Source organism: Pyrodictium brockii, assembly GCF_055379715.1.
In genome coordinates this window covers 200,319-225,818 of record NZ_AP042401.1, presented here as the reverse complement: position 1 = coordinate 225,818, position 25,500 = coordinate 200,319, and the positions used below count along the sequence as shown (strand labels likewise).

Sequence of the window (25,500 nt, the reverse complement as noted above, 5' to 3'; positions counted from 1 at the left end):
CCGAGGCTGGGGCATGGTTTTGGGCGGCCGGGAGCCTAGGCTCGATGAGAGGGAGCTGGGCAAGACCATCGAGATACTCTACAACGCGTTCCAGTCCCTTGAGGCCGTGGGGGGAAGCCTCTCCCCCTACGTGCCAACTCAGGAGTACATGGTGGAGCCTCTTCTCCGCATCCTGCACGCCATGGCTGTGGGGAGGCTCCGGGCCCGGGGCCTGGAGCGGCAGCCCATCTACTACGAGCCGGGCTGCGGCGCCGGCGGGGTGGCGTCCAAGGCGGCTGAGATGGGGTTCTACACGGTGTGCCTCGAGCTGGACGAGTACCTCGCGGCGGATGCTGCCAGGAGGCTCCGGGGCCTCCTGGCGGACACCGTGGTGGGCGACCTGTCGGTGTTTAGGCCCCGGAGGGTGGATGCCGTCTACGCCTACCTCCTCCCCAGGGCGGTGCAGAGGCTCCTCGACACGCTCCGGGGGCTCCACGCGCCCCTCCTAAGCCTCGACTACCCCGCGGAGGGGGACAGGGGCTCGCTCCACGCGGCCAGGCTGGAGGTGAGGTCCAGGAGCGTCTACGTATACGAGCTCTAGCACGGGCTCTAGCCCAGGCTCCCGCGGGCCGGCCTGTAGCGCTGCCGGAGTACGGAGAGTATCCTCTCCCGGTTCGGCTCCAGGTCAAGCCGCGTGAAGACCATGTCGCGGCCGTAGCCGATCACGCGGCCGCCCAGCTTGTCCACCATTATCCTCCTCATGGGTATGTTGCCTGGATCGAAGTAGGCCTCGAGGGCCTTGTAGCCGTTCTCCAGGAGGCAGAGTGCCACAAGCGCGGTCATCGTCGTGCCCAGGCCCCTGCCCTGGAGATCGTCCCTGACCACTATCCCCAGCTCAGCCACCCCGTGTATACCGGTGTCGTAGGCCTCGGCGCTCGCCGCCGCCTCGCCCCCCTGGAGCCCCAGTAGGATTAGGCGGGCGTTCTCCAGGATCTCCCTCACCACTGTGTCCCAGCACTTGATCGGGCGGAGGAAGCGGAGCAGCACAGTCTCGGGCCCCAGTCTGGTGAAGAGGCCTAGGAGGAGCCTGCGCGCCTCCCTGGGCTCGGGCTCGGTGATCTCGACGCTGCTCCCGTCCTTCAGCGCAGCCGCCCCGGGTAGGCTGCTGCACCCGGCGGGCCGTCGGCCTGACAAGGGGTCCTCTGCTCCTCCAACCCGGGGGTACTGGGATCGGCTGAATTAAGCCCAGCGTCCAGCCCCGGGCCTCAGCGCCCCCTCTGCACGGGGGCGTGGGCGTAGAGGCTGAGGCCGAGCGGCCTGCTCCTCGCAGCCACGGGTGCTAGTGCCGCCCCCAGCTCCTCGAGCCAGGAGGAGAGCCTCTCCCCTGAAACCACTAGGTCAGCGGCCACCGCCTCCCCCTCCCCGCCCCTGCAGAAGAGCCTCCCGTCGGCGCAGGGCTCGACGCCTAGGGCCTCGACCGGGTAGCTTGCGAGCGGCTGCGCCGGTGGGGGCGCGGCCGGGGGGATGAGGAGCAGGAGCCTGACCCACCTCTCCACCCGGCTGGTGGCCGGGGCCTCCACCACGTGCGCCTCCACGGGGAACACTAGGTCGCCGTGGACAGCCTCCAGCGAGGCCCTCCGGGCGCCCACCAGGCTCCAGAGCCTGGAGTCCAGCTGCCGTAGCCCGGGCGCGTCGTGGTAGTAGATCTCCGCCTCCACCCGGCCGCCGCGGCACCTCGAGAGGAGGAGCAGGTCGCCGGCTCTCGCCAGGCAGGCGCCCCTCAGCCCCACCCTCCCGGCGAACACCGCGCCGGCCATGAGCCCGTGGAGCCTGCCCCCGTAGGCGAGGTCGCCGGCCGCGGCGTAGGGCACCCACCGCCGGAGCCCAGCCCCTGCCCCCACGGCCTCGGGACCCTCCGGGAGGCGGCGCGGCCCTCCGCGAGGCTAAATCCATAGAGCCCGTCGGCGGAGCCCTTATCCCTGGTGATTCCGCGTCCCGAGGGGTGGAGGAGCCACGTGTTGCACCCGCCCCGCCGGCTGCTGGCGGCCGCGCTGCTAGCCCTCCTGGCGGCGAGCCTCCCCGTCGCCCTCCATAGGGCACTGGCCGGGGATGCGGGGAACCTGGCCCGGCAGCTACGCGAGATCCTCGAGCAGCTCCGCAGCTCAGCCACCAGCTACGGGGAGGCGGCCAAGATCTACCAGGGTGTCGCCGGCTGCGCCCAGCCCCCGGTCTCCCAGGCCGCGGCGGCCGCCGCGGAGGCCCTCCTGGAGGCCAACGCCACGGGCTCCCCGGGCCCCGGTCTGGAGCAGGCGCTGAGAGCCTACCTCGACGCGGTGGCTGAGAGCCCCGGTGCGGTCGAGCACTGCAGCTCCAGCATGGTGTACCGCAGCCTCCTCCTCGCCCTCTCCACCCCGACCTCTCTCGGCCTTATACCCCCGGGCAACGCCACTGGCTTGCCTGCCGAGGCCGCCTCCAGGCTCGCCAGCAGCGTGGTCTACGCCGCCACGGGAAGCAGGAGCCTGGCCGCGGAGGCGGCGCGGCTGGCCCGGGAGGACCCATACGCGGGCCTCCTCCTCGCGGGGCTCGCGGGCACCCCGGACCCGGGCTACTGGGCCACGGTGAACGCTAAGGCCGGCGCCAGGGGGCTCTGCCTCATCTACGCCCTCGCCTCCACCGACGCGGTGCCTAGCACCGCAGCCCGCAGCGCCCTCGCCGCAGCGGCGGGTAGAGGCTACGCCAGGGGCCCCGGCGCGGTGTTGGACCTCGCTGCCGGCGCGCTCCGCCGCGGCGACGTGTTCTGCTATGCTGCGCTCACGAGCCTCCTCGACGCCGCCTACAGGGGCTACGTCGAGAGGATCCTTCCCCTCTACCGGCTCCCCGCCCTCCCCGCCGGCTACACCCCGCCCCTGGCGCTCTCCAACGCCTCCAGGATAGGGGGCGTGGACGGTCTACGCCTACTGGCAGCCTCGATCCGGGAGGGTATAACCCCCTCCCTGGCCAGGATGGACGGGGAAATAGTCCTCAGCCCTGCCGCCTCCGCCGCGCTGGTGCGCGCGGAGAGGCTCCGGGCGCCAGCGGCCCCCGGCTCCACCGGCTACTGCCTCGTCTACCAGGCGCTTGTCAAGAGCCTCCTCGGGCCCGGCGCGGCTGAGACGCAGCAGGGGTGGAGCATGGCCGCCTCCGCCGCGGCCCTATGCTACGCCGAGACGGGCTCCCTGGAGCCAGTGGAGTTGCTACTGGTCCTCCAGCCCTTCGCCGAGATAGACCCCTGGATTCTAGCCGAGGCAGCACGGCTCCACGGGGCCAGCGGCCCTGTCAGGGGCTACGCTGAGAGGCTCGCCAGCCTCCTCTGGAGCGGCAGGCTCTCCGAGGCAGAGGCCCTCAACCCGCCCTCCGGCAGGGAGGCGGAGCTGCTCCACGTCCTCGTGTCCGCGGGGCTCGAGGCGGTGCGGGAGGGCCTCAACCCACTGCTGGTGAACGCGAGCGGCATGGAGGCGGAGAGGCTCCTCAGGGCAGCGGGCGTGGACTCGCCCAGGGACGCCCTGCTCGCCTCCCTGGACCCGGCCAGGGTGGTGGAGGACATCGTGGGGGACAACGCTACTCCCCCTCTCGTGCGCCTCGGCCTCTTCGCTCGCGCCGCAGCGGCACGCCCCACTGGCGGGGGCTATGTCATCGACTACGCGGTGGCCCGCACCGTATCCTGGCTGGTGGTGCACATGTACCCCTGGCTGCGCGGCGGCGAGAAGCCGCCAGCGCCGGGCCAGCCCCCGGAGCCGGGCACCATGCTCTACTGGGCCCTCGGCTACTCAACCACCCTGGAGCCCCCCGCGGCCTCCACGGCGGCCGGGGAGGAGCCCGGCAAGCCCCGGGAGACGGGGCAGGGCCTGCAGCCAGCGGGGGCGGGGGGCAATGCCACCGGCCAGGGCCTCGCCGACCGCCTCGAGAAGCTCGCCGAGAAGGTGGAGGAGAGCAACGCCACCGGCCAGGCCAAGGCGGTGGCGGAGCTGCTACGGCGGATCTCCCAGGGCCTCCGCAGCGGCGACTACGCCGAGGCTGCAGCGGCGAGCAGGGCTCTCCGCGACATACTCGCCAGCGAGCCGCCGGCCGGCCTGCTGGCGGCGCTGGCCAGGGAGGGGGTGAGCCCAGGGGAGGCTGCATCAACCCTAGCCGAGGCGGCCAGCATCAGGATCGGCAACGGCTACACAGTAGACCTGGCCGACGCCGCCAGGCTGGCCGAGAAGCTGCTCGATGCCTATAAGGACCAGAGCCGGGCGGTCCTGCGCAGCATTCTGGAGTCGGTGTCGGCAGCCAACCGTAAGCGGGCCAGCGCCGCCAGCAGCCGGAGCAGGGGCTCCAGCGGCGCCGGCGCCGCTACAGGAGGCCAGCCGGCCAGGGTGCTCGAGGTCCACGGCCTCGGGGACCTTGTCTCGCTCCTCTACCAGGCGCTCGCGGGCGGCAACCTCTCCTCCCAGCCTGCCGGCGGGCCGCCGGTAGCCCTCAGGCTCGGCGGCAACACTTCCCGGAAGGAGGGGCGGGAGCCCGGGGCGCAGCCGCTGCAGCCGCCGCGGCCACCGGCGCCGAGGCTGCCCAGGGCCCGGCTCCCGGGCTGGCCCCTGGCCCTTGCAGCCGGCATGGCTGCCGCAGCTCTCCTAGTGGCGCTCCTGGTCCTCCGGGGCAGGGAGATAGAGGCTATGGTGGCTAGGGCGCGGCTCGTGGCCGCCGAGCGCAGGCTCGCGGGCCGGGCTCCTGGGCCCGAGGGGGCCCGGGGCCTCGTGGTGGAGGCGTTCAGCAGGCTCCTCCACCTCTACGAGGCAGTCTACGGCGCCAGGAGGCCTAGCGAGACCCACCGGGAGTACGGCGGGAGGCTCCCGGAGGCTGAGAGGAGCCGCTACAACCCCGCGGCCGCCGTATACGAGAAGGCCAGGTTCAGCAGCAAGCCGGTGACGGGGGAGGACGTGGAGAGGCTCCGGCGCGCCGTGGAGGAGGCGAGGAGGGGCCTGGGCGGCGCGGGCCGCCGCCTGGCCTCAAGGCTCTCGAGGCTACTGGGTGGAGGGCGGTGATAGGGTTCAGGGCGTTCCTGGCGGGCCTGGCCCTTGTGGCGCTTGTAGCGGCGATACTCGCCGCCCCCAAGGCCGTTAAGCTGGGCTCCCTGCTCCTCCCCCGCCAGGGCTCCCCGCTCGACAAGGGGCCCCAGGGCCACAGCCTGCTCGCGGAGGCCCTCTCCCGCAGCGGGCTCCCCGTCTACTACGCCGCCGCCCCGCCGGGGGGATGGAACGGCTCCAGCATAGTCTACCTTGTCGCTGGGCCCACGGAGTGCAACGCGAGCATAATGAGTGGCCTTGCGGGGCTTGTCCAGGGCCTCGCCTCCCAGGGCTACCGGGTGGGAGTAGTAGTGGCTGATGAGAGCGGCTGCGCTAGCAGCCTGCTGGAGGCTCTCGGTGCTCCCCCGCTGCGCCTCCAGCCGGGGTCCCTGAGCGGCCCTGCTATAGCCCTCTACCGGGGCGGGAAGCCCATCCTCTACGCCATGAGCACGGTTGCCCTGGTGAGCCCCGGCGAGGGCTGGAGGACGCTGGCAGCCACGCTATACCCGCCGGGGCTCCCGGCGGCGCTCGAGTGGCGGGGCCGGGTGGACGTGGTCTATATACCCGACAGCCATGTGTTCAGCAACAGGGTGCTGGGCGCCGCCAACGAGACCGGGCTGGGCAACTCGGAGCTGGCGGCGGTGCTTGCCGAGAGGCTCGGCGGCGAGCCCCTGGTGCTGATCCCGCCCATGGTTTACAGGCCTGTAAACGCCTCGGTGCCCCTGGTGGTGTACCTCCAGCCCGGCCTGATCGCATCCATCCTCGTGGAGTGGCTCGCCGAGCTGGAGAAGAGCGCGCTGGCACCACTCCTCTCCAACCCCCTGGGCGTGGTGCTGCTAGCCACCGCGCTCTCGTCCCTCCTCTATCTCGCCCTCGTCCAGGCCTCGGGCGGCCGGTGGGCCTCCGAGAAGCCCCCCAGGCAGCCCAGGCCCCCTGTGGCGGTAGGCTCCAGCCCCCTCCTCCAACGGATAGCCTCCGGCGATCTAACGAGGCGTGAGGCAGCCCAGGCCCTGGAGGCTCTCTACCTGCTCCTGGACGAGGCCCTCCGCCGCCTCGGCGGGGGTGTTAGAGAGGCCCTCGGCGACCCCGCCCTCCTCGAGGAGGCGGCCCGCTCCCTGGGGCTCGGGCAGGGCGAGCTGCGTGAGCTGCTGGCGGAGCTTGAGAGGCTCCACAGGCTCGCGGGGAGCAGGCTCCTCAGCCGCCTCGTGCCATGGAGGCGTAGACTATACTACTTGCTGGAGCGGCTGGGCCCCCTACTCGAGGCCATAGTGGCTCCCGGAGAGGCTACGCGCATTGACCGCGGGACGGTCGGTCAGGCTGGTGGCCGATATAGCTGACAGGGTGGCGGGGGAGGTTTCGAAGGTAGTCTACGGGCTGGAGGAGGAGCTCAGGATAATCCTGGCGGCCCTCCTCGTGGGGGGCCATGTGCTCCTCGAGGGAGTCCCGGGCGTGGCTAAGACAACGCTCGCCAAGGCGCTTGCCTCGAGCCTCCGGCTGGGGTTCAGGAGGATCCAGTTCACCCCCGACCTGCTCCCCAGCGACATCATAGGCACCATGGTGTACGACCAGAGGAGCGGCGAGTTCCGGCTCCGCCGCGGCCCCATATTCACCAACGTGCTTCTCGCCGACGAGATCAACAGGGCCTCGCCCAGGACGCAGAGCGCGCTGCTGGAGGCGATGCAGGAGAGGCAGGTGACGGTGGAGGGCGAGACGCTCCCCCTCCCCGAGCCCTTCCTGGTTATAGCCACCCAGAACCCGGTGGAGCTCGAGGGCACATTCCCGCTCCCCGAGGCCCAGCTGGACCGCTTCCTCGTGAAGGTCTCGATCCCCCTGCCAGGCCGGGAGGTGCTCCGCCGCATCCTCCGGGGCCTCGAGACTATAGAGAGGTGGCCGGTGGAGCCGGTGGCGGGCCGGGAGGAGCTGATCGAGGCGAGGAAAGCGATATGGGGTGTCGAGGTGAGCGACCCGGTGCTCGACTACATAATAGACATCGTGGAGGCCAGCCACCAGCACCCGGACGTGAGGCTCGGCGCGAGCCCCAGGGCGGCTATAGCGCTGCAGCAGCTCTCCCGCGCCCTGGCCGCGATGGAGGGGAGGGACTACGTTATACCCGACGACGTGAAAAGGGCTGCCCGCCACGTGCTCCCCCACCGGCTCATCCTCAGCCCCGAGGCCGAGGCTGAGGGCCGCCGGCCCGAGGAGGTGGTGGAGGAGATCATACGCCGCGTGAGGGTCCCCGTCCCCTAGCCTCTGGAGGCCGTGGGGTCCAGCTTGCCCGGGGAGAGCCCGCTCGAGAAGATAGCCGCGGAGGCCGCCCCCCTCACCCCGCGGGGGCACGCGGCGCTCTTCCTCTCCGCCGCCCTGGTGGCCGCGGGGCTCCTCGCGGGGCCCGGCGCCGCGGAGGCCCTGGTGGCCGCGGGGCTGGCGCTTCTCGCCCTGGTGCTGGCTGAGCGGAGCCTCTTCCTCGCCAAGGCGGCGGCGCTCCAGAGGCTCGGGGTGCGCTGGGAGCTGGAGACGCCGATGGCCGAGGGCAGGCCCTCGAGGGTGAGGCTGGTGCTCGAGAACCGGTCGCTGGTGGCCCTGGAGCACGTGGAGGTCTACGACTCGCCTCCCCGGCTCTTCCGCTGGAGGGAGCCCCCGAGGGCGGTGGTCAGCCTCCCGGCCCTGGGCAGGGCCGTGGTGGAGTACACCCTCGTCCCGGTTGTGGGCAGGCACGGGTGGGGCGGCCCGCTGCGCCTGGCCGCGGAGGACTTCCTCGGCTTCTTCAGGGCGGAGAGGCTTGTCTACGAGGGGCTCCCGGAGGTGGCGGTGCAGCCCAGGGTGCTGGAGGCCCTGCTCCGCCGCGCCCTGCTCCCCACGGTGCTCCAGCCGGGTGGGGTGGAGAGGCTGAGGCGCCGCGGGCTCGGCGTCGAGTTCCTCGAGCTACGCGAGTACACGCCCGACGACGACATAAGGCTCGTGGACTGGAAGGCCTCGGCGAGGCGGGGCAGGCTCGTGGTCAAGGTGTTCGAGCAAGAGTCCTCGCTCCGAGTCCTGCTCGTGATCGACGCCTGGCCCTCTATGTTCACCGGCGTGCTCGGCAGGACAAGGATAGAGCACGCAGCCAGGCTGGCCGCCACGCTGGCGGAGTACCTGGCCCGCCGCGGCGACGCCTACCGGCTCTACATCCTGGGCCCCGACGGCGGCTCCAGCCTGAGCCCGTGGCTCAGGGGGCGGGGGAGCGGGGCGACCGCACGCCGCTTCATAGCGGAGCGGCTCTCGTGGCCCCGGGGGCGGCTGGGGGCGCCGGACCCGGGCTCCAGGGCCTCAGCGCTCCGCAATGGGCTACTCTCAGCCCTGCCCAGGGGAGGCGCCGCCCTGATACTGGTGAGCGACCTGGGCGGGGACCCCGGCGCTGCAAGGGCCTACGCGGGGGCCTTGGCCGGGCTCCGCCCGGCCCTGAGGGGGCTTAGGGTCTACCTCGTGCACCTCTCCCCCGTCCTCTTCGAGTCCACGGCCCTGGAGGGCTCCAGGGCCTCGGCCTACCTGCTGCTCTCCCTGGAGAGGCTGAGGGCCCTTAGGAGCGCCCTCTCCCTGCTCCGGGGCGGCGGCGTCGAGGTGGTGGAGCTGGGCCCCAGGGACCCGGTCTCGGCGCTGCTGGATAGGCTGGAGAGGCTGCGGGGAGTCGTGTCTTGACCAGGGCAGCGGCCCTATACATAGCTGTCCGCACGGCGGCGGCCCTGGCGGCCGCCCTTGCCGTTATCCCGGCGTTCCACCTTATAGCCGGCAGCCTGGCCCCGGCGCTGGCCCAGGCCCCCTGGCTCGGCGTGCCGGCCTCCGGGCTGCTGGCCGTCCTGGGCCCCGTGCTGGTCGCGGCCATGGTTATGGCTGGCTGGGCTCAGCAGGCCTACACGCTCGCAGGCATAGCGGTGGGGGTCGCCGGCGTCCTCGGCCTCGGCCCCCTCGGGCCGGCTGTCTCGCTGCTGGCGTCCAGCGCCCTCTACACGCTCTCCCTCCGCTACAGCCTGGAGGCTGAGGGTGCTGCGTCGCGCAGGCTTGAGTGTGGCAGGCGCTGCGTGGCCGCCACGGCTGTCTCGCTGCTGGCGGGCTACACGCTGCTCGTACCCCTCTCGGTCTACGGGGGGCTGCTGGCGTCCAGCGTCTACCGGTACCTTCTCAGCCCCAGGCCCGGGCTCCCCGAGCCCCTTGCAGGCGTCTGGAGCACCGCCCGCGGCATGCTGGCTGTGAGGGCGGCGGTGCTCGCGGTGCTGGTCTACGTCCTCTACTACGCTGTGGAGAGGCTGGCTGCCCCGATGGTCTACGCGCTCGCCGCCGCCCCGGAGGAGCTGTCGCGGAGCCTGGAGAGGCTCCTGGAGCAGGAGGCCCGCGAGACCCTGGCGATGAGGAAGTGGTACCACAGGATGCTCCGCTACGGCCTCTCCGCGGCCGGCGCGGCGCCGGCAGCGGCTATAGGCTACCTGGCCGCGCACGCGGCCCAGCCGCTCGCCTCCAGGCTCCCCCAGGCCGCCCCCTGGTGGGCGGCCGCCCTGGCCCGCACCCTCCCGGGGCTAGCGGCCTCCACCCCAGGCTACCTGGCAGCCCGCCGCCTCCTAGAGGCCCTCGCAACAGGCAGGATCGAGTGGAGAAGGCTCGCCCTAGGCTCCGCCGCGGCGCTCGCAGCCCTCCTCGCGGCCTACATGCTCCTCCTCATCCACCAGGGCGCAGGCGTCCACGGGGCGCTCCAGAGGCTCCTGGGCGCTGCAGCCGGCACAGCCACGGGCAGGGAGCCTCCGCCGCTGCCCGGGGAGGATATGCTTGCCTCGGCAGCCCGGGAGCTCGACAGGCTCCTCGGCAGGGACCTTGACCGGGCCGAGTACATTCTAAGGCTCCTCTCCGAGCTGCTGTGGGGGTGAGCCGGGGACTTGCAGCGCGTGCAGGCGGTGAAGGAGCTGGCCAGGATAATAGTATCCCTCGGCGTGGGCCTGGCCATGGCCTACCTGGGCTACAGGTTCTTCCTCTACAGCATAGGCTACCTGGCGGAGGAGCCTCCCAGGGTGACGGCGGGGCTGATGGCGGGGCTCGCAGGCTTCACCTTCACGGCGGCGGCTGTGACGCTGCTGCGCGACTGGATAATAGTGGAGAAGGCGTCCAGGCTGGGGGAGAGGAGGGGCCCGGAGGCCGGGGGAAAGGAGGAGGGGAAGAGGGGCTAGACCCAGCGCTTCTTCCTCCGGTACCATTTCGCCCTCCTGTAGCCCCCGGCCTCGGCGCCCTTGACGCCCAGGTAGAACTCCTTCACGTCCTTGTCCTCCCGGAGCCTCTCCGCCGGCCCCTCGAGCACTATCCTCCCATTCTCTATTATGTAGCCGTAGTCCGCTATCTCCAGCGCCTTCCTGGCGTTCTGCTCGGCGAGGAGAATGGTGACCCCCTCCTCCTCGTGCATCCTCTTAACTGACTCGTAGACCTCGCTCACCACCTTGGGGGCTAGGCCGAGGCTCGGCTCGTCGAGGAGGAGCAGCCTGGGCCTTGCGAGCAGCGCCAGGCCTATGGCCAGCATCTGCTGCTCGCCGCCGCTGAGGTAGCCGGCCCTGGTCCCTCTCTTCGCCCGGAGCCTCGGGAAGTACTTGTACACAAGCTCCGGGTCGGGCCGGCGGCTCCTCCACGCGTAGGCCACGGCCTCTATGTTCTCCTCGACAGTGAGCTCCCGGAATATCCTCCTGCCCTCAACCACGTAGATTATGCCGCGGCGGGACACGTCCTCGGGGTCCCGGTTCTCTATGCGCTCCCCCATGTAGCTGATGTAGCCCTTCGTCACCCTGCCACGGTCCAGCTTGACGAGGCCCGAGACCGCCTTGAGGAGCGTGGTCTTCCCGGCCCCGTTGGGGCCGAGGACCGCTACTATGCTCTTCTCCGGAACCTCTATGCTTATCCCCTTGAGCACCAGTATGTAGGGGTGATACACCACCTCTATGTTGTTGACCTCCAGCATTGCGGGCAAGGCTACGCGCCCCAGGGGCCTGGTGAGTGGGCAGCACGGCCCACGGGTGGGCGAAAAAGAGGCCCGGGGGTGCTCGGCTCCTAGCCTCCGCCCTGAAGGGTGGCCTTCACGCAGTCTACTCCCTTAGCCTCTATCGGGCCCTCGAAGTGGAACTGCCCGTCCTCGCCGTAGACCACTATGTACGCCGTTCTGAAGGGCAGGTGGCTGCCGGGGCAGTACCTCATCGGCGGCGTTATGTCGCCAAGCTTTATGGGCTCGCCATTGCAGCTGGACTCTATCGCCATCTTCAGCGCCTCGCCGCCCTTCTCCTGCAGGTCCTTAGAGGTGGTCATTGTTATCGCCTTCACCAGGAGCCACACGTTTATGAAGCCCTGCATTATCCTCAGGTTGACGTCCTTCTCACTGATGCCCAGGTCCTTGCCGTAGAGCTTCACGGCCTCGTACAGCTCCTGGTAGCCGGGCTTGTCCTTAGCGTACTCCGGCCATATCCAGGGCGACACTCCCGCCGCCTTGCCCCTTATGTCGGCGGCCGCGAGCTCCGGGAACCTCTCGTCGAAGCCCCACACGTTGGCAACCATCACAGCGTTCAGCCCGAGCTTGGCCATGGCGCGGGCGGCTAGGCTGCAGCTGCCTATAGTGTTGCCGCACCACAGGAAGTCGGGGTTGTAGGTCATGGCCTGCTTCACGGCGTTGGTGGCGTCGGCCTCGCTAGCCTTCAGCGGTAGGTCCACATCGTACACCTTCATGCCCAGCTTCTCGGCCATAGCCTTTATGGCGGGTATCGGGCTCTTGCTGTAGGCCACCTTGTGGTCGTAGAGCAGCACCAGGGTTGCATTGGGCTTCCTCTGGGCCATCCAGGCTACCGCGGCGCAGGCCTGCGTGCTGTAGTCGGGCGCCGGGAAGAAGTTGTAGGGCTGCGGCACCAGCTTGGCGGAGTAGCTGGCGGACACGTAGAATATCCGGTCCTTGGCCACCTGGCTGGAGAGGAACTCGGTGTCAGCGGTGCCCCAGCCCACTATGGCTATCACATGGTAGCGGTCGCGGAACTCCTTGTAGAACTCAGCGGCCTTGGGCGGCTGATAGCCGTAGTCCCTCTTGATGTAGTTTATCACCACCCTTACCCCGTCCTTCGTGTATATCCCCTTCTCGTTGAAGTACTTGAACGCCAGCTCTGCACCCCTAGCATAGTCCTTGCCGACGTCGCTGGTGGGGCCGCTTAGGTCCACCAGGAGGCCCACGTTTATCTTCATGGTCTTCCCGGCCGTAGCGGTCGCGGCTGCCGTGCCCGTTGTGGCCGTGGTTGCCGCGGTGGTCGTGGATGTGGTCTGCGTGGTCGCCGGGGCTGCCGTGGTGGACGGGCTGGCCGCGGCTGGGGCGGGCTTGGCTCCCCCGCCACCCTTCATGAGAACGGCCGCCGCGGCTATCACTATTATTATCACTACTATTCCTACGGCTATCGCGGCGCTCCTGGACATCAGGCTCACCTCCGGCCCACCTCCGAACCTTTACGGCCATACTTAAATCTTTTCAACATATTGTTTATACGGATTGAGAGCGTGGAAAAGAGCCCTGGGGGCCCGGCACCGTAGGGTTGTCAGTAGCTGTAGGGCCATAGCCTGAAGTACTCCTTCACCCTCCTCAGCACTGCTATGAGGCCCTCCGGCTCCTCGACCACGAAGAACGCTATGATTGCTCCGAGCACCAGGTAGTCGTATACCGGGTTGCCCTGGAACACCATCTCCAGGATGCTGTGCGTAGCCATTATCGCTATTAGGCCGAGCACGCTGCCCCATATTACCCGGCCGGCGCCGCCCACCAGCACCATTGCTAGGAGGTTTATTGACTGCTCCAGCGAGAAGTTGCCGTAGTCTATGGCTACGAGCTGGAGTGCCAGCAGGCCGCCGGCGAGCCCGGCGTAGAAGCTCCCGAGGGCGAAGGCGATGGCCTTGGTCTTGGCCACGTTTATCCCGATTATCTCCGCCGATATGTCGTTGTCGCGTACGGCCTTCATAGCCCTGCCCAGGCTGCTTCTCCCAATATTGGCCGCCGCCCACGCCGCCGCTATCGTGATGAGGAGCGCTGTGTAGTAGAGGGGCTTCCCGCCGCCCAGGTAGACGCCCAGCAGGGTCTTCGCGGAGTCGTTGACCGGCATGTACTGGTTGGAGGCTACCCAGCGCTGGTAGATGTAGTAGAGCAGCTCCTGCGCCGCTATGCTGGCCATCGCCAGGTAGTAGCCCTTCAGCCTGAAGGACGGCAGGCCCAGCACCGTGCCCACCGCCGCCGCCACGAGGGCCCCCGCGGGTATCGCTAGGAGGATGTTCACCCCGTGGAGCGTCAACCACGCGGCCGTGAAGGCGCCGGCGCCCATCAGCGCGGCCTGCGCCAGGGATATCTGGCCGGCCAGCCCGGTGGTTATGTTGAGCCCTATCGCCGCCACCAGGAACGCCATGTAGAGCACCAGCTTGTCCACTATGAAGCTGCCCGCGATGAACGGCAGGGCCAGCAGCAGCGCCAACGCCGCGGCTGTGGAGTAGACGTGGATCGGGTACCGGAGGTGGGCCATGAGGCCGCGGTACGTCTCCTTGAACACTCCGGCAGGCACGGCCACCCGCCCTCTAGACGCGCTCTATCCTCTCAGTGCCGAAGATCCCGTAAGGCTTGGCCAGGAGCACGAGCAGCATGATGAGGTACGCTGCGGCCTCGTGGACCCCCACCAGGTCCAGGCCGGCGGCCCGCAGGTAGGGCTCGAGGAACATGACCAGCTGCTCCGACAGCCCGAGCGCCAGGCCGCCGACTATTATCCCGGCCACGGTGTCGAGGCCAGCGAGCAGGCTGGCGGCCAGCGCCTTGATCGCGTAGACCTCCAGCACGGGGCTCAGGTTGGCCTCCAGGGCCACCGCGACCGCCGCCAGGCCCCCCGCCGCGCCGGCCAGCCCCCAGCTCAGCATGGTCAACGCCTTCACTGGGATCCCGTAGGCGGCGGCCCCGTAGGCATCCTCCGAGGCAGCCCTCATTGCAACCCCTAGCCTGGTGAACCTGTGTACAGCGGCCACCAGCGCGACCACGCCAGCCCCCGCGGCGAGGGCTGCCAGGTCGGAGGCGGAGAGCACCACCGAGCCGGCCGCTACCCTGAAGCTGCTGTTGAGCAGGCTCGCCTGCGGCACGCTACCCCCGCCGAGGTACATCGAGACGCCCTTGAGCACGTAGTAGACGCCGAGCGTGGCTGCTATCAGCGCCGCCGGCGGCCTGCCGCGGAGGGGCCTGGCCACTAGCCTCTCCACCGCAGCGCCGACGGCGAAGCCCACCGCCGCCGCCACGAGGGCTCCTGCCGCCAGCCCTAGCCCGGCCTTCACCGCGGCGAGGTAGGCGGTTACGGCTGTGAGCAGGACCAGCGCCGGGTGGGCGAAGTTTATCGACTTGCTCACACGGTAGACTATATTGTAGCCTAGCGCCAGCGCCGCGTAGACCACGCCTATCACTATGCCCGACACCGCATATGATGCGAGCTGCCCCAGCACGCTCAAGGCATGCACCCTCCCGCGTGGACCCGGTCACCGCTAGGCAGGGCTGCGGCATGGCCCCTGGTGGGCGAGAAACCCTGGGGGATGGGCTACTCGGCTGTGAGTATCCTCACCCTCCTCGTGGCCTTCACCCTCCTCCCGTCCTCCAGCCTCATCTCCACGGTAAGCTCGTACCACTCCTCGCCCCTGTAGATGGCTTCTATTAGGCCGGCGTAGCGCTGCTCTATCACCCTGCGCCTCAGCTTCCTAGTCCGCGTCATCTCCCCGTCGTCGGGGTGGAACTCCTTGAAGAGGCTTACGAACCTCTTCACACGCAGCCGCTCCGGCAGCCTGGAGTTAGCCCTGGCCACCTCCCTCTTCAGCAGCTCGAGCACCTGCGGCTTCTGGCTCAGGTCGCTGTAGCTGGTGAAGGGTATGCCTCTCCTCTCCGCCCACCTGGAGACAGTGGTGTAGTCTATGTTGAGGAGCGCAGCCAGGTAGGGCCTCCTCTCGCCGACCACGGCAGCCTCGGCTATGTAGGGGCTGAACTTCAGCTTGTTCTGCACCACCTGCGGCGCCACCCTTGTGCCATCGCTCAGCGTTATAATCTCCTTGGCGCGGTCGTGTATCACCAGGTGGCCGTCGGGGGTCAGCTCCCCCACGTCCCCGGTGTGGAGCCAGCCGTCGGGGTCGAGGGTCTTCCTGGTCGCCTCTGGGTTGCGGTAGTAGCCCTTCATCACTGCCGGGCTGCGTAGCAGTATCTCCCCGTCCTCGGCTATCCGGATCTCCGTCTCCGGCAGGGGCTTCCCGACAGTGTCCAGCCTAACATCGTCGTCGGGGTGGACCACTGCTATGCCGGCCACCTCCGTCTGGCCGTAGATCTGCTTCAGGTTGACCCCCAGCGCGTGGAAGTACTCCACGTAGTCGGGGCCCAGCATGGCGCCGCCGGTGTAGGCTCTCTTCACCCTCTTCAGCCCGGTCTTGTCGAGTATGCCGCGGAGCGCCAGCCAGTAGGCGAGGTACCAGGCCAGCCTCCAGCCGAGGCTGGGCCTCCTCCTGCCGGGGCGGAGCCTCGACCGGGCCGCCCTCCAGCCCACCCACATGGCGAGCCGGTAGAACGCCTTCTTAACCGGGTCACTGTCCTCCATCCTGGCCATTACGTCCTTGGCTATTCTCTCCCATATCCTGGGCGGCGCGAAGAGGAAGTGGGGTGCTATCTCCCTGAAGTCCCTCCACAGCGTCTCCGGGCTCTCCGGGAAATTCAACCGGAACCCGGCCATGAAGTGGAGCGCTATGCTCATCATCTGCTCCCCGACCCAGGCCGGCGGCAGGAAGGAGACGTACTCCCAGCTCCTCTCCACAGGGTCCAGCTGGTTCAGCTGGTAAGCCATCGCCAGCAGGTTCCGGTGGCTCAGCATAGCCAGCTTGGGCCTCCCAGTGGTGCCGCTCGTGGTGAACAGGCCGGCCACATCCTCGGGGTCCAGGTCACCGGTGAGCTTGTCGTAGAGCCCCGGGCTCTGCTCCTCCAGCCTCCTCCCCATGCCAAGCAGGTCCGCGAAGGTGATTATGAGGTCTCCCAGCTTGTCCCTGTACATGTGGAGGCCCTTGGCCTCGTCGACGATTATCTTCTCCACCTTAGTCTTGTCTATGACCTCCAGCACCCTGTCGAGCTGCTCCTGGCCCTCGACGAGCACCACCCTGGCGTCGCTAAGCTGGAGGATGTAGGCTACCTCGTCGCTCAGGCTATCCTTATAGATCCCGACGGTGGCTGCTCCGATGCTCTGCGCCCCCACCTCGTAGATCGGCCAGGCGGGCCTGTTGCCCATTATGAAGGCGGCCTTCTCGCCCCTCCCTATCCCGAGGCTGTAGAGCCCCAGGGCCGCCCAGCGGACGAGCCGGTAGTAGTCGCTCCAGGTGAAGCGGCGCCAGACGCCGTACCGCTTCCAGCGGAACGCCACCCTGCCGGGCCACTCTCTGGCCCTGGCCTCCAGGAGCCAGGGGAAGGTCGTCTCGTAGGGTTTCGCCCCCCTACCCACCTCCGCCACGGCTCAGCCACCTATGTAGGCCTCTATCACGCGGGGATCGTTCGCCACCTTGGAGGGCGGGCCCTCGGCTATAACGCGGCCGGAGTCCATCACCACGACGCGGTCGCAGAGGTCCATGACAACCTCCAGGTCGTGCTCTACGAGCACGAAGGAGATGCCCCTGGTCTCGTTGACCTCCACTATGGCCCGTGCCAGGTCCTCCTTCTCCTCCCTGCTCAGCCCAGCCATGGGCTCGTCCATGAGGACTACCTTCGGGTCCTGGGCCAGCGCCCTCGCCAGGTCGACGCGCTTCTGCACGCCCGGCGGGAGCCCCTCCACAACCCGGTCACGGTACTCGTGGAGCTCGAGGAGGTCTATGACCCTCTCGGCCTTCTCCCTGGCCCACTCCTCCCAGCGCTGCGCCCTCGGCGTCCAGAAGGCGGCGTCGATGATGCTGTAGCTCCTCCACGGCTCCAGCCCGGCCATTATGTTCTCCACGACGGTCATGTGGCGGAACAGCTCGCTGTGCTGGAAGGTCCTGGCGAGCCCCAGCCTGGCCCTCGCGTGGGGCGGGAGCCTCGTGATGTCCCTGCCCTCGAACACCACCCTGCCCTTCCTCGGCTTGTAGAAGCCCGAGACCACGTTGAGGAGACTGGTCTTCCCCGCCCCGTTGGGGCCTATAACCGCGAGTATCTCGCCTGGGCGGAGCCTGAAGCCGGCTCCGTCGACAGCCACTACGCCGCCGAACTCTACCCTCACGTCCTCGACTTCCAGTATGTAGTCTATGCCAGCCTGGGGCTTCTCCCGGTACAGGCTGCCCTCCTGCCAGAGGGAGCGGTAATCGAAGCCCATCACCCTCCCATGCTCCTTAGCAGCGGAGAACAAAACGCACCATCTCGCCGCACCCCAGCCGGAGTAGTGCCGCTCCAGCGTCCCCGTGTTGCACACGCCCTTTTAAGCATCTTTTTATCATTCTAGTTGTGGCTGGACAGTACACAAAGGTGGCCGCGGCCCCAGTAGGGCCCCGGGGAGGTGTGGCGGGCTGTGGCCTGCGGCTACCCGGGCACGATGGTTGACGTGCTCCTCTGCCACGCCGGCGGCCAGGGCGAGCGCGAGGCGGTGGTGGATACGGAGGGGGCCGGCCTCACCTACGAGCGGCTCCTCTCCCTCTCCTCCAGGGCCGCCCGCGTCCTCACCGAGCGCTACGGGCTCGGCGAGGGCGGCGTAGCCGCCATAGCCCCGGTAAACAAGGCAGAGGCTGTGGTGGCCCTCTACGCTGTCTGGCTCGCCGGCGCGGCCGCCGAGGTCCTGGACCCCCTGAGCCACAGCATGGACCTGGAGATGCAGCTGAGGCAGAAACCCCCGCGCGTCATGATAACCCACCGGGGGATGGAGGAGCTGCACTGCGGCGTGGCGGAGCGCCTGGGGGCCCGCTGCCTCCCGGCCGAGATGCTGGTCGAGGAGGCCGGGCACGGCGCCCCATGGGAGGGCTACACCAGGCCCAGGGCCTGGGACACGGCCATCATATACTTCTACGCGGGCATAGCGGGGCGGACGCTGCCGGTCCTCCACAGCCACTCCGGGATAGCGGCCTCAGCCCACACGCTCGTGGCCCACTACGGCCTGAGCCGGGACGACCGGGTGTTCGCCTCCGCCCCCATAAGCCACGCCCTCGGCCTCCAGCTCTCCCTGCTCTCCGCCCTCTACGCCGGCGGCACAGCGGTGCTCTACACGAAGAGGGGCAGGCTCGACCCAGGCCACGCGGCCTCAGCGCTCGCCTCCAGCAGGGCCACGATGGTGCTCGGGGCCCCCGGCTTCTACCAGGCAATCCTCTCCGCGGGCTACCGGGGCCACGAGGGGCTGCGCTACGCGGTGAGCGCCGGCGCCCCCCTGCCGAGGGAGACGCAGGAGGAGTGGGGCCGCGCCACCGGGGTGGAGCTGCTCCAGCTCTACGGCATGACGGAGGCGGCCCCCCTCACGGCCACCCTCCCCGGCGACAACCCGCCCGGCAGCATAGGCAGGCCGATGCCCGGGGTCGAGGCGAGGCTCGCCGACCCGGGCGACCCCTCGAGGCGGGCGGAGCGCGAGGGGGAGCTGCTGGCCCGCGGCCCCATGGTGATGAAAGGCTACATGGACGAGGAGGAGACGAGGCGCGCTATCCTCCCCGGCGGCTGGCTCCGGACCGGGGACATACTCGCCGTGGACGAGGAGGGCCACTACTACTTCCGCGGGGTGCGCAAGAGGATGCTCAAGTACAAGGGCTACCCGATATTCCCCAGGGACCTGGAGATACTGCTCGAGCAGCACCCCGCCGTGGCCCGCGCGGTCGTCGAGGGCGAGCCCGCCGGCGACCTCGGCCAGGTGCCGGTGGCCCGGGTCTGGCTCCGCCGCGGCGCATCCGCGACCAGGGAGGAGCTGCTCGACTGGGTCAACAGCAGGGTGGCTAGCTACAAGAGGCTGCGCCGCGTGGAGATAGCTGGCGAGCTGCCCGGGGAGGAGCAGCCATGACACGCTGCTGCAGGCAGGGCTATCCCGCCGAGGCCTGCCTGCTCCTCGAGGCCCTCCTCCGCGGCTACCCCAGCTACTTCCACCGGGAGGAGCTGAACAGCGACGGCCGCAGGCTCTTCGAGAGGCTCGCCCGGGTGCTCCAGGAGGCCAACCCGGGGCTGCGCCGCCTGGTCCACCGCGTCCGCCGCAGCCCTACACTCGAGAACGTGCTCAGGCTGGCCGAGGAGTTCTACACCTGCAACGCCAGGCTCCTCGCCGAGGAGGCGGCGGGGCTCCGCCAGCCCATCCTCTACCGGATCCGGGGTCCCGGCGGGGACCAGTACTACTAGGGGTGCTGCCAGGATAGCCCCGGGGGCAGTGGCGAGTGAAAAGATGGCTTGCGGGAGGAGGATAGCCTAGGCCACCGTGGCGCTAGGCCCGCTTCCCGCCCTCACCGCTGCTCACGGCGCGTAGCCAGGCCTGCCAGGCCAGCCAGCGGCACCAGCCCTTGCCCAGCACCCAGCCCGGCCTCATCCAGGGCGGCAGGCCGCTCCACGGCCCCCGGCCGGGCCACACGGGCCAGACAGGCGGCGTGGGCAGAGCCTCTTCGGGCCTGGCCTTCGGCTTAGCCTCCAGGGGCGGGGCCGGCGGGCTCCACCAGGCCCAGCCTGGCCAGCGCCCCCAGCCGTGCCGCCAGCCCTTCCACCACCCACGCGGCATGGCGGGTACAGCCTCCTAGGTCCCCGGGGGATCCCTATCGGTGACCGGGACCCGGGACCCTGTATAAGAGTTTGGCCCTCGGGCTGGGGGCGGCTAGCGGAGCAGCTCGCGGGGGTCAGTTATCCTCCCCGTCGCAGCCGCCGCGGCCGCCGTGTAGGGGCTGGCCAGGTATACCCTCGCGCTGGGCGGCCCCATGCGGCCTGGGAAGTTCCTGTTGCTCGTCGATACCACCACTTCGCCCTCGCCTGCAACCCCCATGTGGGCTCCGAAGCAGGCGCCGCAGCCCGGCGGGGTGATCACAGCCCCCGCCTCGTGGAGGACCTGGAGCAGGCCGCTGCGGAGCGCCATGTCGTAGATCCTCCTGCTCGCCGGCGTCACTATCAGCCTGGCCCTGGCCCTCCGGCCCTTCAGTATCCTGGCTGCAGCCTCCAGGTCCTCGAGGCGGCCGTTGGTGCAGCTACCTATGAACACCTGGTCCACCTCGGTGCCCTCCACCTCCTCCACGGGGGCCACGTTGTAGGGCGCCGGGGGCTTAGCGACCATGGGCACGGTCTCGCCCAGGTTGATCTCGACGCTCTCCTCCCCGGGCCCTGGCTCCACCCTCAGCTCCCCGGCTCCGGGCGGCGGCTCCCTCCCCCTCGTCGCCCGGTACCACTCAGCCGCCACCCCGTCGAAGGGGAAGAGGGCCGTCTTAGCCCCGGCCTCCACCATCATGTTCGACACGGTGAGCCTGTCGCTCACCCCGAGGCGGGCGAGCCCCGGGCCGTGGAACTCGACGCTCCGGTAGAGGAGGCCGTCGCCGCCGAAGAAGCCTAGGAGCCGGAGCGCCAGGTCCTTCCCCGTAACCCCCTCCCCCAGGGAGCCGGTCAGCTCTATGTAGACGGGCTCGGGTACCCTCAGCCAGAGCCTCCCGGTTACAGCGGCGTAGGCCGCCTCGGTGCTTCCTATCCCCGTGGAGAACACGGAGAGAGCCCCGTAGGTTATCGTGTGGCTGTCGGCGCCGAGCACAAGCCAGCCCGGCTCAACGAGCTCCTCCACCGCCGCCTGGTGCATTATCCCGTAGCCCACGTCCCAGAGGCGGCAGCCCCTGCTCCTGGCCAGCTCCCTCAGCATACTATGCCCCGTCGCCGCGGCGGCGGTCGGGGCGGGGCTGTAGTGGTCGAAGGCAAGCACTACCCTCGGCTGCTGCCTCCTACAGTCTAGGAGCTTCTCAGCCCCGGTCTCCCTGAGCACCCTGAGCGCCAGCAGCCCGGTCACGTCGTTCATCAGCACGGCGTCGGGCTCCACCACCACTATGTCGCCGGGCCCCAGGCCGCCCCGGGGCCTCTCCACCGCGTGGGCCTCTATGATGCGCTGGGCGAGGCTCGGCAACGCGGGCCTACCCTAGGAACTCTGTGACAGCCTTCGCGTACTCCATCGTGGTGAGGCTGCCGCCTAGGTCGGGGGTCGAGTAGCCCTCCTCGAGGGCCTGCTCCACGGCCCTCTCCACGGCGAGCGCCGCCTCCTGGTAGCCGAGGTGCCGGAGCATCATGGCCGCCGAGAGGATCATGGCTGTTGGGTTCGCTATGCCCTTCCCGGCTATGTCCCAGGCGGCGCCGTGGACGGGCTCGAAGAGAGCCTTCTCGTCGCCCAGGTTGGCGGAGGGGGCCAGCCCTATGCCCCCCGCCACCTGGGCGGCCAGGTCGCTGAGTATATCCCCGTACTGGTTCATGGTGAGCACCACGTCGAACCTAGTGGGGTTACGCACCATCTCCATGGCGGCCGCGTCGACGTACATCTCGTCGACCTCCACGCCCTCCTCCTCCAGCACCTTGCGGGCAACGCTGCGGAAGAGGCCGTCGGCGACCCGGAGCACGTTAGCCTTATGGACTATCGTCACCCTGCCCGAGCGGGCCCTGGCGTAGCGTGCAGCGATCCTGGCAACCCTCCTCGTCTCAGCCTCCGTGACCACCTTGACCGCGAAGGCGGCTCCGGGCACGCTGAACTCTATCCCCGCGTAGACGTCCTCGAGGTTCTCCCTCACTATAACCAGGTCTATCGGGGCCACGCTAGCCACGCCCGGGAGGCTGCGGGCCGGCCTAATGTTCGCGTAGACCCCCAGCTCTCTACGGAGCCCCACAACCACTATCCCCGCGGTCTCGCCGACGGGGCCCTTCAGCACGACATCGGCCCAGTTCTTGGCGAGGGCGAGGGTCTCCCTGGGGAGCGGCTCACCATACTTCTCCGCAGCTGTGTCGCCTGCCTCGGCGTAGCGCATCTCAAGCTCCACACCGTAGCGGTCCATAACCCTCTCAAGCACATGCATGGTAGCCCGGGTTATCTCCGGGCCTATCCCGTCGCCGGGTATCACGAGCACCCGTGGGGGAGCCAAGACACGGCACCACCGGAGCGCGAGCCTACTCCCACACCACCAGGGCTCCACGTATATGCATCATGTGCCTCTAGGGGGCTACACCGGTGAACCCTCGGTGATGGTGAAAGAGAGGGGTGTCGCGGGCCGCGAGGGGGCGGGGGCTACACCTGCCCGGGGACCGCCACGCGCCCCCTCTCGGCCATGTACTCGGCCACCCAGCCTGCAAGAGTGTCCTCGTCGACCTTCTTCATCCTTGGAGCCGCCTCCTTCAGCTTGTTCAGTATGTGCTTCACCAGGCCGGGTTCCGGGGTGAAGCCCATCCTACTCAGCGCCCACTCCACCGCCGCCCTGCCGCTGTGGCGGCCCAGCACTATCCTCCTCTTGTTGCCCACCGCCTCAGGCTCTATCGGCTCATAGGTGGCGGGGTTCCGGAGCACGCCGTGGACGTGTATACCCGCCTCGTGGGCGAACGCGTTCCTGCCGACGATAGCCTTGTTGGGCGGGACCTCGACGCCGAACTTCCTGGCTACAAGCCTCGAGACGGGAGTCAGCAGCTCCAGCCTCACCCCGGTCCTCCTGCCCATCAGGAAGTGGAGGGCGGCCACAACCTCCTCCAGCGCCGCGTTGCCGCCCCTCTCGCCGAAGCCGTTCACGGTCACCTGGACCCCGTCGGCCCCGGCCCGGAGGCCTGCCAGCGTGTTAGCGGTAGCCAGTCCGAAGTCGTCGTGGCAGTGCACGTCTATCCACACGCCCGGGGGTAGGCTGCCGCGGACCAGGCTGACCAGCCACTCCATGTACCACGGGGTTGCGGTGCCCACGGTGTCGGGTATGTTGATGTACCTGGCGCCCGCCTCCACCACCGCCCTGTAGACCTGCACGAGGAAGCCGGGGTCGCTCCTGGTAGCGTCCTCGGCGGAGAAGAGGACCATGGCGCCATAGCTACGGGCCCTCTCGACGGCCTCAACGGCGCGCTTAATCACCTGCTCTCTTGTCATCCTCAGCTTGTACTTCATGTGCACATCGCTGGTGGCTATGAACACGTGGATTATATGGGCCTCCGCCGCCGCGGCCTCGTCAACGTCCCTTGGGCTGGCCCTGGCCAGGGCAGCTATCCTGGCGCGCGTGGCCTCGCGCACAGCAGCCTGTACAGCCCTCCGGTCTATCTCGGAGGAGGCGGGGAACCCTGCCTCTATGATGTCGACGCCCAGCTCGTCTAGCGCCCTCAGTATCTCGATCTTGTCCTTCAGGTCCAGCTCGACTCCGGGCATCTGGTCTCCGTCGCGGAGGGTTGTATCGAACACCCTTACGCGAGTTCCACTTTCGGCTGCACCTCCTCGCCGCGCGGCCCCAGGCCCTGAACGGGCCCCGGGCCGCGTGGGCCTAGCCGGCCACGCCTAGGCTGTTTTAAAGTCTTTTCTACATGATAAAGTGCCTGGGCAAAGTTTTAATAGGGGGAGCCTGGTGGGCGCAAGTCTACCTGCCTCAGCCCTTCTGGGCTCCGCTAGGCGCAGGAGGTGGTCTGGATGTCAAACGTCCCGGCGTAGCAGGAGGTGGTCCGGATGTCAAACATTTGGTAGGGGGTGCAGCCGGAAATGGAACTCGTATGAGCCGTGTAGTGGACCACGTGGCCCGGGTCCTTAGGGAGCTCGGGGTTAGGGAGGTATTCGGCGTAACCGGCGGCAGTATAATGGGGTTCTTCGACGCCCTGGCCCTCGAGGGTATCGAGATCTACATGTTCAGGCACGAGCAGGGCGCCGCCCACGCGGCCGACGCCTACGGCAGGGTGGCCCGCAGGCCGGGCGTCGTGTCGGTGACCAGCGGTCCCGGCGCGACCAACATAGTGACCGGGATAGCCAACGCCTACTTCGACTCCGCGCCGGTGCTCGCGATAACGGGGCAGGTGCCGACAAGCGTCTTCGGCCGCGACGCGTTCCAGGAGACTGATATAGTCGGCGTCACCGCGCCAATCACCAAGTTCGTCTACCAGGTTAGGAGCCCCGGGGAAGCGGGCCCCGCGGTGAGGACCGCCTACCGCCTCGCCATCGAGGGGCGGCCCGGCCCTACCCTGGTCGACTTCCCGAGGGACGTGCAGCTGAGCAGCCACGAGCCGGCCGACGAGCCTGACTACCTGCCGCTGAACTTCGCCAAGTACCGTCCCCCGCCGCCCGATCCCGAGGCGGTGGCTAGGGCGGCCCGGCTGCTCCTAATGGCGGCCCGCCCCGTGATACTCGTTGGCAACGGCGTCTACTGGTCCGGCGCCACCGCCGAGGTGCTGGAGCTCGCTGAGAGGCTCCAGGCCCCGATAGTGACGACGCTGCCGGGCAAGAACGCGGTGCCCGCCGACCACCCGCTGGTGATGGGGCCAGCGGGGATGCACGGCCGTGCCGAGGCTGACGCGGCCCTCGCCAACGCCGACGTGGTGCTCGCCGTGGGCACCAGGTTCTCGGACCGCACGGTGGGGAGGTTCGGCCCCGAGCTGCTGGAGAAGAAGATAATCCATATAGACGCGGACCCGAGCGAGCACGGGAAGAACGTGCCCCCCGCAGTCAGCGTGGTGGCGGACGCGAGGCAGGCCCTCCGAGCCCTGCTGAGGGAGATCAGGGCAGCGCCGCTCCGCGACACGAGGTTCCTAGAGTGGCTCAACTGGATCCGCCGCCGCTACGAGGAGGCCATGGAGAAGCTCGCGGCCAGGTTCAGGAAGTTCCCGCCCTGGAAGGTGCTGAAGACGCTGAGGCAGGCCGTGCCCCGGAACGCTATAACGGTGACCGGGGTCGGCAGCCACCAGATGTGGGCCGAGCAGCACTGGGACGTCTACGTGCCCGGTACATGGATTACGAGCGCCGGCCTGGGCACTATGGGGTTCTGCGTCCCAGCGGCGCTCGGGGCCAAGATAGCGGCCCGGGACCGCACGGTGCTCTGCATCGACGGCGACGGGAGCTTCCAGATGACCATGAACAACCTGGCCCTGGTGAGGGACTACGACCTCCCGATAATAGTGACTGTGTTCGACAACCGGGCCCTCATGCTGGTGAAGCAGTGGCAGATCTACATGTACGACCGGAGGATAGTAGCCACGGAGTACAGCAGGTGGCCCTGCTTCGAGAAGATAGCCGAGGCGTATGGCATAGATGCTGTCCGGCCGGCGAGCCTCGAGGAGCTCGAGGCCGCCGTCCGCCGTGCCGCCAGGAACAACGAGCCGCTGATAGCTATAGTTGATATCGACCGGGAGGAGGATATAGTGCTGCCCTGGGTGAAGCCCGGCGACTGGCTCACCGAGGCCATACTGCCGCCGGGCATGGAGGATGTAAGCCTCGTCTACGACGAGAAGGAGTGGGAGAAGGTGGCCTCGGCGATAGCAGCCAAGACCGCCAGGAGTGGGTGA

The 25,500-nt window shown here is 68.9% G+C and carries 22 protein-coding genes; 10 read left to right on the top strand and 12 right to left on the bottom strand.

Annotated features, from left to right (window positions below; all coding sequences use genetic code 11):
- Nucleotides 1–19: 19 nt before the first annotated feature.
- Nucleotides 20–580 (top strand): methyltransferase domain-containing protein, encoded by a 561-nt coding sequence (locus ACZ42Y_RS01260; protein WP_058370160.1) that lies wholly within the window; start codon nt 20–22, stop codon nt 578–580.
- 8 nt (nt 581–588) lie between these two features.
- Here ACZ42Y_RS01260 and ACZ42Y_RS01255 read toward each other — a convergent pair whose 3' ends face one another.
- Entirely contained in the window at nt 589–1,173 is a 585-nt protein-coding gene (locus ACZ42Y_RS01255; RefSeq protein WP_464735534.1) for a GNAT family N-acetyltransferase, read from the bottom strand.
- Nucleotides 1,174–1,244: 71 nt separating this feature from the next.
- Entirely contained in the window at nt 1,245–1,880 is a 636-nt protein-coding gene (locus tag ACZ42Y_RS01250; protein WP_168371195.1) for a hypothetical protein, read from the bottom strand.
- 117 nt (nt 1,881–1,997) lie between these two features.
- On the opposite strand from ACZ42Y_RS01250, the gene ACZ42Y_RS01245 reads away from it, so the two are divergent.
- The 6 genes from ACZ42Y_RS01245 to ACZ42Y_RS01220 are packed head-to-tail and all read left to right on the top strand — an operon-like array spanning nt 1,998 to nt 10,249.
- Nucleotides 1,998–5,039 carry a DUF4129 domain-containing protein gene (locus tag ACZ42Y_RS01245; protein ID WP_058370163.1) on the top strand — a complete coding sequence of 1,014 codons (3,042 nt, stop codon included), beginning with the start codon at nt 1,998–2,000 and terminating at the stop codon, nt 5,037–5,039.
- Entirely contained in the window at nt 5,036–6,397 is a 1,362-nt protein-coding gene (locus ACZ42Y_RS01240; protein ID WP_058370164.1) for a hypothetical protein, read from the top strand. Before ACZ42Y_RS01245 ends, ACZ42Y_RS01240 begins: the two co-directional genes overlap by 4 nt.
- Nucleotides 6,354–7,307, top strand: coding sequence for an AAA family ATPase (locus ACZ42Y_RS01235; protein WP_083494406.1), 954 nt, complete (start codon nt 6,354–6,356; stop codon nt 7,305–7,307). The genes ACZ42Y_RS01240 and ACZ42Y_RS01235 overlap by 44 nt, the downstream gene beginning before the upstream one ends.
- Nucleotides 7,308–7,331: 24 nt before the next feature.
- Nucleotides 7,332–8,735, top strand: a complete 1,404-nt coding sequence (locus ACZ42Y_RS01230) for a DUF58 domain-containing protein (protein WP_058370166.1) — start codon at nt 7,332–7,334, stop codon at nt 8,733–8,735.
- Nucleotides 8,732–9,952 (top strand): hypothetical protein, encoded by a 1,221-nt coding sequence (locus ACZ42Y_RS01225; RefSeq protein WP_464735533.1) that lies wholly within the window; start codon nt 8,732–8,734, stop codon nt 9,950–9,952. Before ACZ42Y_RS01230 ends, ACZ42Y_RS01225 begins: the two co-directional genes overlap by 4 nt.
- 9 nt (nt 9,953–9,961) lie before the next feature.
- A complete protein-coding gene (locus ACZ42Y_RS01220) occupies nt 9,962–10,249 on the top strand; it encodes a hypothetical protein (protein WP_058370168.1) in 288 nt (95 codons plus the stop codon).
- Here ACZ42Y_RS01220 and ACZ42Y_RS01215 read toward each other — a convergent pair.
- From ACZ42Y_RS01215 to ACZ42Y_RS01190, 6 genes are all read right to left on the bottom strand, one after another.
- Nucleotides 10,246–11,025, bottom strand: a complete 780-nt coding sequence (locus tag ACZ42Y_RS01215; RefSeq protein WP_058371321.1) for an ABC transporter ATP-binding protein — start codon at nt 11,023–11,025, stop codon at nt 10,246–10,248. The two genes, ACZ42Y_RS01220 and ACZ42Y_RS01215, sit on opposite strands and share 4 nt — an antisense overlap.
- 89 nt (nt 11,026–11,114) lie before the next feature.
- Nucleotides 11,115–12,509 carry an ABC transporter substrate-binding protein gene (locus ACZ42Y_RS01210; protein WP_058370169.1) on the bottom strand — a complete coding sequence of 465 codons (1,395 nt, stop codon included), beginning with the start codon at nt 12,507–12,509 and terminating at the stop codon, nt 11,115–11,117.
- Between the two features lie 119 nt (nt 12,510–12,628).
- Complete coding sequence (locus ACZ42Y_RS01205) at nt 12,629–13,636, bottom strand: branched-chain amino acid ABC transporter permease (protein ID WP_168371196.1); 1,008 nt, start codon at nt 13,634–13,636, stop codon at nt 12,629–12,631.
- 13 nt (nt 13,637–13,649) lie between these two features.
- Complete coding sequence (locus tag ACZ42Y_RS01200) at nt 13,650–14,552, bottom strand: branched-chain amino acid ABC transporter permease (protein WP_236698184.1); 903 nt, start codon at nt 14,550–14,552, stop codon at nt 13,650–13,652.
- Nucleotides 14,553–14,644: 92 nt separating this feature from the next.
- On the bottom strand, nt 14,645–16,579 hold the full coding sequence (locus tag ACZ42Y_RS01195) for an AMP-dependent synthetase/ligase (RefSeq protein WP_201783066.1): 1,935 nt from the start codon (nt 16,577–16,579) through the stop codon (nt 14,645–14,647).
- A 3-nt stretch (nt 16,580–16,582) separates the two neighbouring features.
- On the bottom strand, nt 16,583–17,443 hold the full coding sequence (locus ACZ42Y_RS01190; RefSeq protein ID WP_236698085.1) for an ABC transporter ATP-binding protein: 861 nt from the start codon (nt 17,441–17,443) through the stop codon (nt 16,583–16,585).
- Between the two features lie 159 nt (nt 17,444–17,602).
- On the opposite strand from ACZ42Y_RS01190, the gene ACZ42Y_RS01185 reads away from it, so the two are divergent.
- Both ACZ42Y_RS01185 and ACZ42Y_RS01180 read left to right on the top strand, forming a co-directional pair.
- Nucleotides 17,603–19,066: a class I adenylate-forming enzyme family protein gene (locus ACZ42Y_RS01185; RefSeq protein WP_058370172.1), complete on the top strand. Its 1,464-nt coding sequence runs from the start codon at nt 17,603–17,605 to the stop codon at nt 19,064–19,066.
- Nucleotides 19,063–19,395 (top strand): hypothetical protein, encoded by a 333-nt coding sequence (locus ACZ42Y_RS01180; RefSeq protein ID WP_058370173.1) that lies wholly within the window; start codon nt 19,063–19,065, stop codon nt 19,393–19,395. The genes ACZ42Y_RS01185 and ACZ42Y_RS01180 overlap by 4 nt, the downstream gene beginning before the upstream one ends.
- An 82-nt stretch (nt 19,396–19,477) precedes the next feature.
- Here the strand turns inward: ACZ42Y_RS01180 and ACZ42Y_RS01175 are convergent, their stop codons facing one another.
- From ACZ42Y_RS01175 to ACZ42Y_RS01160, 4 genes are all read right to left on the bottom strand, one after another.
- A complete protein-coding gene (locus ACZ42Y_RS01175) occupies nt 19,478–19,765 on the bottom strand; it encodes a hypothetical protein (RefSeq protein ID WP_058370174.1) in 288 nt (95 codons plus the stop codon).
- Between the two features lie 93 nt (nt 19,766–19,858).
- Nucleotides 19,859–21,136 (bottom strand): aconitase/3-isopropylmalate dehydratase large subunit family protein, encoded by a 1,278-nt coding sequence (locus tag ACZ42Y_RS01170; protein ID WP_236698087.1) that lies wholly within the window; start codon nt 21,134–21,136, stop codon nt 19,859–19,861.
- A gap of 7 nt (nt 21,137–21,143) precedes the next feature.
- Nucleotides 21,144–22,136: an isocitrate/isopropylmalate dehydrogenase family protein gene (locus ACZ42Y_RS01165; protein WP_058370175.1), complete on the bottom strand. Its 993-nt coding sequence runs from the start codon at nt 22,134–22,136 to the stop codon at nt 21,144–21,146.
- 143 nt (nt 22,137–22,279) lie between these two features.
- Nucleotides 22,280–23,419, bottom strand: a complete 1,140-nt coding sequence (locus tag ACZ42Y_RS01160) for a LeuA family protein (protein ID WP_269082795.1) — start codon at nt 23,417–23,419, stop codon at nt 22,280–22,282.
- Between the two features lie 302 nt (nt 23,420–23,721).
- On the opposite strand from ACZ42Y_RS01160, the gene ilvB reads away from it, so the two are divergent.
- Nucleotides 23,722–25,500, top strand: a complete 1,779-nt coding sequence (gene ilvB / locus ACZ42Y_RS01155; RefSeq protein WP_083494408.1) for a biosynthetic-type acetolactate synthase large subunit — start codon at nt 23,722–23,724, stop codon at nt 25,498–25,500.

Coding starts and splice junctions, on each gene's coding strand:
- ilvB (WP_083494408.1), top strand. CDS start 23,722: ATGAGCCGTGTAGTGGACCACGTGGCCCGGGTCCTTAGGGAGCTCGGG.
- ACZ42Y_RS01210 (WP_058370169.1), bottom strand. CDS start 12,509: ATGTCCAGGAGCGCCGCGATAGCCGTAGGAATAGTAGTGATAATAATA.
- ACZ42Y_RS01215 (WP_058371321.1), bottom strand. CDS start 11,025: ATGCTGGAGGTCAACAACATAGAGGTGGTGTATCACCCCTACATACTG.
- ACZ42Y_RS01180 (WP_058370173.1), top strand. CDS start 19,063: ATGACACGCTGCTGCAGGCAGGGCTATCCCGCCGAGGCCTGCCTGCTC.
- ACZ42Y_RS01175 (WP_058370174.1), bottom strand. CDS start 19,765: ATGCCGCGTGGGTGGTGGAAGGGCTGGCGGCACGGCTGGGGGCGCTGG.